Here is a 10,754-nt window from a genome sequence, read left to right on the forward strand (position 1 = left end):
ATGCCCACCCGCCTGCACTGCGAAAGCACCTGATGTCCCTGAACCCCCGCATTCCCGCCTGGCAGGGCCAGGTGGTCTGGCTGGTCGGCGCCTCTTCGGGCATTGGCCGGGCGCTGGCCGAGCGGCTGCATGCCGCTGGCGCCGTGGTCGTCTGCTCGGCCCGCCATGAGGTGGCACTGAACGAATTCGTGGCCCGACACCCGGGCAGCCAGGCGATTGCGCTGGACGTGACCGACCGCGACTCGCTGCAGGCTGCCGCACAGACCGTGGTGGCCCGGCGTGGCCGGCTGGACATGGTGGTGTACTGCGCCGGCCACTACCGCGCGCTGCGGGCCACGGCCTTCGACCTGGTGGATGCGCTTCGGCATGACCAGATCAACTACGTCGGCGCGCTGCACCTGCTGGACGCCGTGCTGCCGGTGCTGCTACGCCAGCGCGGCGGCCACCTGAGCCTGATCAGCAGCGTGGCTGGCTACCGCGGACTGCCGAACTCGCTGGCCTACGGACCGACCAAGGCGGCGCTGATCAACTTGGCCGAGTGCCTGTACTGCGACCTGCATGCGCAAGGCATTGGCGTGTCGGTGGTCTGCCCGGGCTTTGTCGACACGCCTCTGGTGCAGCAGAACGAGCACGCGATGCCAGCGCTGATCAGCGCCGATGAAGCCGCCAGGCAGATGCTGGCCGGCTGGGCCGCGGGCGACTTCTCGCTGCACTTTCCGAAACGTTTCACCCGCTGGATGCGCGCCGCACGCTACCTGCCGGACGCCTTGTACTTCCCGGCCGTGCGCCGGGTGACGGGGCTGTGACCATGCTGAAAGACGCCTTGCCCACCTTCGCCAAGCTGCAGGACCAGCAGCGCCCCGCGCCCCGCCATGCCGACGCACGCGTGCAGAAGTTGATCCACTTCTTCGAGCAACTGCAGCTGGCCGACCTGGCGCAGCTGCACAGCCTCTACACGCCCGAGGCTTACTTCAAGGACCCGTTCCACAGCGTGCAGGGCGTGGCCGAGATCGACGCGATCTTCCGCCGCATGTTCACCAACCTGCAGGCGCCGCGCTTCACTGTGCACAGCGTGATCGCCGAAGGCGCGCAGTGTTTCATGACCTGGGATTTCGACGCGCTGCGCAACGGCCGGCCGCTGCACATCCACGGCAGCAGCCATTTGCTGTTCGATCTGCAGGACCGGGTGGCGCTGCACCGCGACTACTGGGACGCAGCCGAGGAGCTGTACGAGCAGGTGCCGCTGCTGGGCGGCCTGCTGCGCTGGCTGAAGCGACGCATTGCCGGGCCTGCGGCCCTGCTGAGCCGGGACTGATCAGGCTTTCTCAGGCTTTCGCTGGCGCGGCGTCGAACAGGTCCAGCGCATCGGCCAGCGCCGTCAGCGAATCCAGCTCGCGCCACGGCGTGGCGGTGGTGCGCAGCGGCTTGGGGCGATGGCCGGGCCGATGCAGCCAGACGCTGGCAAGGCCGGCGGCGTGCGCGCCTTCGATGTCCAGCGCCCAGTCGTCGCCCACGTGCAGCACTTCGTGCGGCGCGCAGCCCAGGCGCTCGCAGGCGGCATGGAAAAATGCCGGCTCGGGCTTGCCCACGCCAAATTCACGCGCACCCAGCGTGCCGGCGAAATGGCCGGCCAGGCCGATGCGCTGCAGGTCGGCGTTGCCATTGGTCAGCGCCAGCACAGGGCCACGCGCGGCCAGCCGCGCCAGCGCGGCCGGCACGTCGTCGTAAAGCTGTACCTTTTGGCGGTGCTCGAAGAACAGCTCGAAAGCCGGCTCGGCCAGCGCCGGGTCTTCACCGCACTGCGCCAACGCGCGGGCAATGCTGGTCAGCCGCAGCCAGCTGAGGTCGTGGCCGCGCTCGGGGTGCTCGCGCCCAACCTGCTCGCGGATCAGGCGCAGTGCCGCGGTGTCGAAAGCCGCGGCCGTCGCCGGTGCGTTGGCCTGCAGCCAGCCATGCAACATGGCTTCGGCGGCTTCGATGGCCGGCCAGACTGGCCACAGCGTGTCGTCCAGGTCCAGCGTGATGGCGCGCCAGCTTGGCATGACCGTCACCGCATCCAGCCCTTGCGGCGGAAATAGAGCAGCGGCGCAGCGACCGAGGCCACCATCAGGCACAGCGCATAGGGGTAGCCGTATTTCCAGCTCAGCTCGGGCATGGCCTGGAAGTTCATGCCGTAGATGCTGGCGATCAAGGTGGGCGGCAGCAGCGCGACCGAGGCCACCGAGAAGATCTTGATGATCTTGTTCTGGTTGATGTTGATGAAGCCGACGGTGGCGTCCATCAGGAAGTTGATCTTGTCGAACAGGAAGGCGGTGTGGCTGTCCAGCGAGTCGATGTCGCGCAGGATCTGGCGCGATTCCTCGAACTGCTCGGCGTTGAGCATGCGGCTGCGCATCATGAAGCTGACCGCGCGGCGCGTGTCCATCACGTTGCGGCGGATGCGGCCGTTCAAGTCCTCTTCCTTGGCAATGGCCGCCAGGATCTCGGCCGCCATGCGGTCGTCCACGTCCTGCTTCAGCACCCGGGCGCCGACTTTTTCCAGGCTGTCGTAAATGCTTTCGAGCGCATCGGCGGAGTATTCGGCGTCGGCGTCGTAGAGCTTCAGCAGCACATCCTTCGCGTCCTCGATCAGGGCCGGGATGCGGCGCGCACGCAGCCGCAGCAGGCGGAACACCGGCAGGTCTTCGGCATGCACCGAGAACAGCACGTTGTTGAACAGGATGAAGGCCACGCGCACGTTGCGCGGCGTGATGTCGTCATCGATCAGGAAGTCGGAACGGATGTGCAACTCGCCGTTGTCTTCCTCGTAGAAGCGGGCCGATTCTTCGAGGTCGTCGTCCACGATGTTGCCGGGGATCTGCAGCCCGAAACGCCCGGCGATCCAGCCGATCTCCTCGGCCGACGGCGCTTCGAGGTCCACCCACACGGGCTGTACCTGGGCCAATTCGGCCGCAGTTTCAATTTCCTCTTGCACGAGGCGGCCACTGAGGCGGCCCTTGTCCAGCGTGAACACGTTGAGCATGCGGTACTTCCAGCGGATCGGCCCGGCGCGGCGGCCGAGGAAGGCAGGCACGGCGCGGGCAGAAAGATCAGGTCGGGGTGTTCGGAGCAGACCGTCTCACCCCAGACGGGCCGGACCGGCCCGGGGGCAGGCGTCGCGGCAGCTGGAATGGACGGTCACCGAGGGTGAGGGGTGTCCAAGTCGTGCTTTCAACAATCAAGAAAAAACCAAAACCGGTCCTGCAGGCAGGGTCTAAAAACGGAGAGCCGCACGGGGTTTTCCCTGGGTTTTTGCCCAGCAGCCGGCCATTCCAAAACACCGGGCCAGCGGGCCTTGGCGCCCCGAAAGGGCCGTGACGCCGGGCTGCACGGGTCAGGCGTGGCCTTGGCCCGCAAAGGACCAGACACCGCCGCGAACGGCCTGCGCAGTAATGCTCACAACCAGGGAGTCTAACCCCCTGGGACGAGGCTGACCACGCTTGTCAAAGCATGGTCCCACGCGCACACTGAATTCGACCGGAGCCCCCAAAGGCACCGGCTGCGAGCGACCAAATGCAGGCGATGAGCCTGCCCTTGTTTTCCCCTTTCCTGAAAGGAGTCCTCGATGAACCTGACGATCAGCGGACATCACCTAGACGTTACCCCCGCGCTTCGCGAGTACGTGCTGACCAAGCTGGACCGGGTCACGCGCCATTTCGACCAGGTGGTCGATGTCAACGTCCTGCTGACGATAGACAACCAGAAGGAAAAGGATCGACGACAAAAGGCGGAGGTCACCCTCCATGTCAAGGGCCGCGACATCTTCGTGGAACACTGCCACGAGGATCTTTATGCGGCGATCGACCAACTGATGGACAAGCTGGACCGCCAGGTCTGCCGTCACAAGGACCGCATGCAGGACCACCACCACGAATCGGCCAAGCGCCAGGTGGCCGCACCGCTTTGATGGCCTCGCTTTTGTCGACCCAACACGGCCCTGCGGGGCCGTTTTTGCTGCCTGGCGCAAGCGCGAGACTGTTACACCTGCGAAATCGTGAACTGTTGCTGCAACGCAGCACCCCTTCCGTCAACCACTTGATTCAGGCTTCGTTCAAGTTCATGGTGAGGCTGTCGATTTCTATAATCCGCTCCCCGCCCGCACGCTTGAACAGCCTGCCGCTCCAGTTGTGACCGTAGTCGGAGAACATTCTTCATGAACCGCCTTGCCGCCATCCTGCCCGCCGCCAATGTGCTGGTGGGTGTGGACGCCACCAGCAAAAAGCGCGCGTTCGAGCACGCCGGCCTGCTGTTCGAGAACCAGCATGCAATTGCCCGGGCCACGGTCACCGACAACCTGTTCGCCCGCGAACGCCTGGGCTCGACCGGCCTGGGGCATGGCGTGGCGGTGCCGCACGGCCGTGTCAAGGGCCTGAAAAACCCGCTAGCGGCGGTGCTGCGCGTGCAGCAGCCCATCCCGTTCGACGCACCGGACGACGAGCCCGTCAGCCTGCTGATCTTCCTGCTGGTGCCCGAGGCGGCCACCCAGCGCCACCTGGAGATCCTCTCCGAGATTGCCGAGCTGCTGTCCGACCGCGAACTGCGCGACAAGCTCAAGAGCGAACCCGACGCAGCCGCCGTGCACCGCCTGATCGAAGGCTGGGAACCGCTGAAGTCGGTGGCGTGAAAGCCATTTCGATCAGCGCCGAAGCGCTGTTTGAGGAGCACCAGCCGGCGCTGCGCTGGGAGTGGATCGCCGGCCATGCCCACCCCGAGCGCCGCTTCGACGAAGCCGCGGTGCGCGACGCCCGCTCGGCCGCCGACCTGGTCGGCTACCTGAACTACATCCACCCTTACCGGGTGCAACTGGTCGGCCGCCGCGAGGTCGACTACCTGGGCGAGGCCGCAGCGCCGGAGATCCAGGAGCGCCGCATCCAGCGCATCGTCACGCTGGAGCCGCCGGTCATCATCGTGGCCGACGGCCAGCGCCCGCCGGACCGGCTGGTGGCCATGTGCGACCGGGCCGAGATCCCACTGTTCACCACCAGCCATTCGGCCGGCCATGTGATCGACGTGGTGCGCGCCTACCTGAGCCAGCTGATGGCCGACCGGACCACGCGCCACGGCGTGTTCATGGACATCCTGGGACTGGGCGTGCTGCTGACCGGTGAATCCGGCCTGGGCAAGAGCGAACTCGGGCTGGAGCTGATCTCACGCGGCCACGGCCTGGTGGCCGACGACGCGGTGGACCTGTTCCGCATCTCGCAGGCCACGCTGGAGGGCCGCTGCCCGGAACTGCTGATGAACCTGCTGGAGGTGCGCGGCATCGGCCTGCTGGACATCAAGGCCATCTTTGGCGAGACGGCGGTGCGGCGCAAGATGCGCCTGAAGCTGATCGTGCACCTGGTCCGCAAGGAAACCATGGAGCGCGAGTTCGAGCGCCTGCCTTACGAACCTTTGCACGAGGACATCCTCGAGATCCCCATCCGCAAGGTGGTCATTGCGGTGGACGCTGGCCGCAACCTGGCGGTGCTGGTGGAAGCCGCGGTGCGCAACACCATCCTGCAGCTGCGCGGCATTGACACCTACCAGGAATTCATCGCCCGCCACCAGGCTGCCATGAGTTCGGGCTCGGATGTTTGACGCCGCCTGCCGGGCGGTGTTCACAATCGGTTTTCACGCAGGTGGCGTACAGCGCCAGCGCATGGTCCTGCAGCGCAAAGCCGCGTGATTGCGCCACGGCGCGCTGGCGCGACTCGATCTCTGGGTCGAAGAACTCCTCGACCCGGCCGCAGCTCAGGCACACCAGGTGGTCGTGGTGGTTGCCCTCGTTGAGCTCGAAGACCGACTTGCCCGACTCGAAATGGCTGCGCGCCAGGATGCCGGCCTGCTCGAACTGCATCAGCACACGGTAGACCGTCGCCAGGCCGATGTCCGCACCCTCGTTCATCAAGGCCTTGAACACGTCTTCCGCCGTCATGTGCCGCTGCTGGGTCTTCTGGAAGACCTCCAGAATGCGGATGCGCGGCAGCGTGGCCTTCAAGCCGCTGCTCTTGAGTTCGTCTACCTGGTTGCTCATGGTGTCAATCCCTGGCCCCGCGAGGCTTGGTGAGACTTGTTTGGCGTTGCCCTAGAATCGTCCAATCATAGCCAGCCTGTCCGCCTCAAGCGACAGGCAAGCCATTTCGGCCGCCTTCGCCTCGTGTCGCGCGGTTTCTTTTTCGCTCCATCGCCGCCCGCAGGGCGATTCGCCGTATGCCTTTGCTGAGTTCTGTTCGACCCGTTGCGGTCGCGGCCGCGCTGATGGCGGCCAGCCTGCTGGGCGGTTGTGCCTACGTCTCGCGCACCATGAGCGAGGGCATCACCAGCGTGATCACGCCCTACCGCGTGGAAATCGTCCAGGGCAACGTGGTGACCTCGGAGCAGATCGCCCAGATCAAGCCGGGCCGCAGCCGCAACGATGTGCGCGACATCCTCGGCTCGCCGCTGCTGGCCGACCCCTTCCACGGCGACCGTTGGGACTATGTGTTCACGCTGCGCCGCCCCGGTACCGAAGCGCAGAAGCGCTCGGTCGTGATCCGCTTCGAAAAGGACACGGTCAAGACCGTCGACGCGCCGCCCGACCTGCCGTCAGAACGCGAGTTCGTCGCGTCCATCACGCGCTACAAGGCCGATCCGAGCAAGGAACGCAAGCTGATGCTGACCGACGAGGAACGCGCCGCCCTGCCGCTGCCGCCCGCCGCAGCCGCCAGCACCGCCGCAGCCCCCACCGGTCCGACCCGCACCTACCCGCCGCTGGAGACGCTGTGAGTGCCGCCGGCCCCTTGCGCATCGCCATTGCCGGTGCCAGCGGCCGCATGGGCCGCATGCTGATCGAGGCGGTGCAGGCCGCTGACGACTGCGTGCTGGCCGGCGCGCTGGACCGCGAAGGCAGCCCTGCGCTGGGCAGCGACGCCACCGCCTGGCTGGGCCAGGCCAGCGGCGTCAAGATCACGGCCAGCCTGGCCGAGGGCCTGGCCAACGCGCAGGTGCTGATCGACTTCACCCGCCCCGAAGGCACGCTGGCCCACCTGGCCGAATGCGAGCGCCTGGGCGTGAAGATGGTCATTGGCACGACCGGTTTCGAGCCGGAACAAAAGGCCCGAATCGGTGCCGCCGCGCAGCGCATCGCCATCATGATGGCGCCCAACATGAGCGTGGGCGTCAACGTCGTGATGCAGCTGCTGGCCCAGGCCGCCAAGGCGCTGAACCAGGGCTACGACATCGAGATCATCGAGGCCCACCACCGCCACAAGGTCGACGCGCCCAGCGGCACCGCGCTGGCGATGGGCGAAGTCGTCGCCAAGGCCGTCGGCCGCGACCTGAAGGAATGTGCCGTCTACGGCCGCGAAGGCGTCACCGGCGCGCGCGCCCCCAGCACCATCGGCTTTGCCACCGTGCGCGGTGGCGACATCGTCGGCGACCACACCGTGCTGTTCGCCGGCATCGGCGAGCGCATCGAGATCACGCACAAGAGCTCGAGCCGCGTGACGTATGCGCAGGGCAGCCTGCGCGCCGCGCGCTTCCTGGCCGGCAAGGCCAGTGGCCTGTTCGACATGAACGACGTGCTGGGATTGTCCTGAGATGAACGGCTTGAGCGACTTCTGGGCGGGCAGCGACGGCATCGGCCGCACGGTGGCCCTGCTGCTGCTGGCCATGTCGGTTGGCGCCTGGGTGCTGATCGTCTGGAAGACCTGGCTGCTGCGCCGCGCGCTGCGCGGCCAGCGCGACAGCGTCGCCGCCTTCTGGCAGGCACCGAACCTGAAGGACGGCCGCGAACGTGTGGCCCAGTTGGACCGCGAACAGGTGCTGCTGGGCATGGTGGACGCGGCCGCCGCGCAGCCCATGGCCGGCACGCTGCAGGGCAGCGCCAGCGCCGAAGCCCAGCTGACCCGCCGCCTGCGCGACGCGCTGCACGAAGGCCTGGGCCGGCTGCAGAGCGGCCAGGTGTTCCTGGCCTCGGTGGGGGCCACCTCGCCCTTCATCGGCCTGTTCGGCACCGTCTGGGGCATCTACCACGCGCTGCTGGGCATCTCCACCGCCGGCAGCCTGTCGATCGACAAGGTCGCCGGCCCGGTCGGCGAGGCGCTGATCATGACCGCCGCCGGCCTGGCCGTCGCCATTCCTGCGGTGCTCGCCTACAACCTGTTCGGCAAGTGGCTGGGCGCACTGGAAGCCGAGCTCGAAGGCTTCGCGCACGACCTGCGCGACCTCGTGCTGACGGGCCGCTGAGCCCGCACCCGAGAACAGCGCCATGGCCTTCGGACGCCTGGAACGCACCCGCCCGCCGCAGCCGATGGCGGACATCAACATGACGCCGCTGATCGACGTGATGCTGGTGCTGCTGGTGATCTTCATGATCACCGCCCCGCTGATGGCCAGCAGCCTGAAGCTGGACCTGCCCAAGGCCGAAGGCGCGTCGCCCGGCGACAACCCGGTATTCCTCTCGGTGGCCATCAGCATCGACGGCCAGTTGCACCTGGACGACGAGCAGGTCAACGACGCCCAGCTGACGCTGCGCGCCCGCCAGGCCTCGCAGCAGGATCCGAATACCGAAGTGCAGCTGCGCGCCGACGAGAAAGTGCCCTATGGCCGCGTGGCCGAGCTGATCGGCCTGCTGCAGGACGCCGGCCTGAGCCACATTGGCTTCATCACCGCCGGCCCGCCAGCCAAGCCCGCAGGCACCACTGCCGCACCCTGAACCGGCTCAGCGCCGTGTCACCAGTGGGCGCGACTGCAGCAGCACCACCTGCCCGGCCGGGTCGATGGCCCATTCGATGTCCTGCGGTGCCGGCCCCAGGCGCCGCTGCACCGCCTCGCCCACCCGCGCCAGCTGCCGCACCAGCGCGTCGCTCAGCACCGCGCGGCCAGGCTCGGCCGGGGCTTCGCGCACACCGCCCTGCGGGTCCAGCAGCAGCGCCACCGGGTCTTCGGTGCGGCTGAGCACCTGGATGCTGTCGCTGCGCCGGTGGTAGAGCACCTGCTCGGCCTGGCGCAGCCCGTCCACCACCCGAATACCCAGGCCGCGCTTGGCGGTGATGAAGCTCATGCCGGGCTGCCCCACGTCGAAGGGATTGGCGGTGGTCATCACGCCGGCCGCCTGTGCGTCCACCGCCTGCTGCACCAGCACGCCCATCACCACCTTGTCGTGCGGCACGCCAGCCGCGCGCCGCGCCTCCCAGGCCTCGGTGTTGTAGACCGAGGCCCAGACCGTCTTCACCGCCTCGGCAAGCTTTGCATCGTCGTCGGCCACGTTGGGCACCGTGGTGTAGAGCCCGGCGCCGCTGAAGCCGGGCAGGTCCTCGGAGTTGGAGGAGCTGCGCACGAACACGCCGCGGCCGCCAGGGACCCAGCGCGCGCGGGCTTCGTGCCAGCGCTGTACCTCGACCTCCGGCAGCGGCAGCGCGACCAGCGCCTCGCGCAGCTTCGCCAGCGCCTGCGCCCGCACCTGGCGGTCGAGCGCAAAGTCTGGCGTGCCCACCGCCTCGGCCAGCGCGGCGCGCGCCGCCGGCTGGGCCATGAAGGCGGCGAAGCTGGCAAACGGGATGCAGAAGCCCGAAGGCACCGGCGCGGCGCCGGGCAGCTGGCCCTGACGCAGCGCGGCCGTGAGTTCGCCCAGGTTGGCGGCCTTGCTGCCGCAGCGGCGACTGTCGGCCCGGCGCAGTTCGGTGAGCGGCGCGAGCGCGCTGCCCGCCAGGTCCGGCTGCGGCCAGTTCTTCACCTTGGCCACCAGCGGCCGGGCTTGCGCCTTTGCCACTTCGGCCTCGCTGGCCGGCACCAGCGTCACGCCGGTGCGGGCCACCGTGAGCCGCACCCATTGCCCGTCCAGCGCGCGCCAGCGTTCGGCGTCCCGCGACCACGCATTCGGAATGCCCCAGCCGCGCGCCAGCAGGTTGACGTGCGACAGCGCGGTGGAAGGCTGCAGCGTCAGCACGCCTGCCACCGGTGGCAGGTTCTGCGGCAGCGTGCCGAGCAGCGCGATGTCGCCACGCTGCAGGTCGTCTGTCGCGTCCGGGTCGTCGCGCACCCGCAGACGGCCAACCGCGCTGCCCGGGTTCAGCGGCAGAAAGCCCTGTTTGGCGATCACGGCCGCCTGGCTCAGCAGCGGCTGGTCCAGCCCGGGCTGCAGGCCCTCGGCCAGCGCTTGCTGGACCGACGAGGTCGGCTTGAAACGCAGCGGCGCAAAAAATGCGGCGCGCAGCCGCTGGTCGGCCAGGCGAAGCAATGCGGGCGACAGCGGATCGCCCTCCCAGAACTCGTAGGCCCAGGCACCGGCTGCGGCCTGCCAGCTCAGCGTGCCCATCAGGTAGCGGCGCTGCGGCGAGCGGTAGTTCTGCGCCACGGCGGCATGCGGCCACGCCGCTGCGCCGTCGCGCGCGCGCAGGAACTGCTCATGCAGCGCGAAGCGGCGGCTGTCCAGGAACATCACCTGCTCGCCGTTGGCGCGGTCGATCATGAACAGCACGTGGGGCAGCGCCAGCGCGGTGCCTGCGTCGTACACCCGCGCCAGGCGGTCCAGTTCCTGGCGGCTGGCCAGCCGGGGCAGCCAGCCGGCAGGCACCGCGCTTGCTGGACTTGATGGCGCCGCGGCGCGGCCTGCCTGGTAGCCGCTGGGCTTTTCGGCCAGCTGGGCGCTGGCGGCCGTGGCCAGCCCCAGCGCGGTGGCGGCCAGCGCTCGGTGGATGTACTGCTGCATGCGTGTGCCCGCCGGTGGCGGTCCTCTCCCTTGTTGGCGCGCA

Annotated in this window: 13 protein-coding genes; 9 read left to right on the forward strand and 4 right to left on the reverse strand. The window is 68.3% G+C overall.

Going from position 1 to position 10,754, the window contains the following annotated elements:
• The first annotated feature begins 32 nt into the window (after positions 1-32).
• Positions 33-806, forward strand: a complete 774-nt coding sequence (locus AC3WR5_RS08140; protein ID WP_492483372.1) for an SDR family NAD(P)-dependent oxidoreductase — start codon at positions 33-35, stop codon at positions 804-806.
• Between the two features lie 2 nt (positions 807-808).
• Positions 809-1,315, forward strand: a complete 507-nt coding sequence (locus AC3WR5_RS08145; RefSeq protein WP_492483374.1) for a nuclear transport factor 2 family protein — start codon at positions 809-811, stop codon at positions 1,313-1,315.
• Positions 1,316-1,325: 10 nt separating this feature from the next.
• Here the strand turns inward: AC3WR5_RS08145 and AC3WR5_RS08150 are convergent, their stop codons facing one another.
• Together AC3WR5_RS08150 and corA are read right to left on the reverse strand one after the other, a co-directional pair.
• Complete coding sequence (locus tag AC3WR5_RS08150) at positions 1,326-2,042, reverse strand: HAD family hydrolase (protein ID WP_492483376.1); 717 nt, start codon at positions 2,040-2,042, stop codon at positions 1,326-1,328.
• A 5-nt stretch (positions 2,043-2,047) separates the two neighbouring features.
• Positions 2,048-3,022 carry a magnesium/cobalt transporter CorA gene (gene corA / locus AC3WR5_RS08155; protein WP_492483582.1) on the reverse strand — a complete coding sequence of 325 codons (975 nt, stop codon included), beginning with the start codon at positions 3,020-3,022 and terminating at the stop codon, positions 2,048-2,050.
• Between the two features lie 582 nt (positions 3,023-3,604).
• On the opposite strand from corA, the gene hpf reads away from it, so the two are divergent.
• The 3 genes from hpf to hprK all read left to right on the forward strand — a co-directional run bounded on the left by hpf (position 3,605) and on the right by hprK (position 5,619).
• The gene (gene hpf / locus AC3WR5_RS08160; protein WP_141287741.1) at positions 3,605-3,946 is read left to right on the forward strand and encodes a ribosome hibernation-promoting factor, HPF/YfiA family; all 342 of its coding nucleotides are present in this window, start codon (positions 3,605-3,607) and stop codon (positions 3,944-3,946) included.
• Between the two features lie 246 nt (positions 3,947-4,192).
• Positions 4,193-4,663, forward strand: a complete 471-nt coding sequence (locus AC3WR5_RS08165) for a PTS sugar transporter subunit IIA (protein WP_141287742.1) — start codon at positions 4,193-4,195, stop codon at positions 4,661-4,663.
• Positions 4,660-5,619, forward strand: coding sequence for an HPr(Ser) kinase/phosphatase (gene hprK, locus AC3WR5_RS08170; protein WP_141287743.1), 960 nt, complete (start codon positions 4,660-4,662; stop codon positions 5,617-5,619). The genes AC3WR5_RS08165 and hprK overlap by 4 nt, the downstream gene beginning before the upstream one ends.
• Here hprK and fur read toward each other — a convergent pair.
• Complete coding sequence (gene fur, locus AC3WR5_RS08175; protein WP_141287744.1) at positions 5,573-6,055, reverse strand: ferric iron uptake transcriptional regulator; 483 nt, start codon at positions 6,053-6,055, stop codon at positions 5,573-5,575. The two genes, hprK and fur, sit on opposite strands and share 47 nt — an antisense overlap.
• A 176-nt stretch (positions 6,056-6,231) precedes the next feature.
• Here fur and AC3WR5_RS08180 point away from each other — a divergent pair, with 176 nt between their 5' ends.
• The 4 genes from AC3WR5_RS08180 to AC3WR5_RS08195 are packed head-to-tail and all read left to right on the forward strand — an operon-like array spanning position 6,232 to position 8,716.
• Positions 6,232-6,786, forward strand: a complete 555-nt coding sequence (locus AC3WR5_RS08180; RefSeq protein WP_492483380.1) for an outer membrane protein assembly factor BamE — start codon at positions 6,232-6,234, stop codon at positions 6,784-6,786.
• Entirely contained in the window at positions 6,783-7,598 is an 816-nt protein-coding gene (gene dapB / locus AC3WR5_RS08185) for a 4-hydroxy-tetrahydrodipicolinate reductase (protein WP_492483382.1), read from the forward strand. Before AC3WR5_RS08180 ends, dapB begins: the two co-directional genes overlap by 4 nt.
• 1 nt (position 7,599) lies before the next feature.
• A complete protein-coding gene (locus AC3WR5_RS08190) occupies positions 7,600-8,247 on the forward strand; it encodes a MotA/TolQ/ExbB proton channel family protein (protein WP_492483384.1) in 648 nt (215 codons plus the stop codon).
• Positions 8,248-8,269: 22 nt separating this feature from the next.
• Complete coding sequence (locus tag AC3WR5_RS08195; protein WP_141287746.1) at positions 8,270-8,716, forward strand: ExbD/TolR family protein; 447 nt, start codon at positions 8,270-8,272, stop codon at positions 8,714-8,716.
• A 6-nt stretch (positions 8,717-8,722) separates the two neighbouring features.
• On the opposite strand, the gene AC3WR5_RS08200 is transcribed toward AC3WR5_RS08195, so the two are convergent.
• Complete coding sequence (locus AC3WR5_RS08200) at positions 8,723-10,711, reverse strand: PEP/pyruvate-binding domain-containing protein (RefSeq protein WP_492483386.1); 1,989 nt, start codon at positions 10,709-10,711, stop codon at positions 8,723-8,725.
• Positions 10,712-10,754 lie beyond the last annotated feature (43 nt).

This window comes from Ideonella sp. FW305-24 (assembly GCF_058788035.1).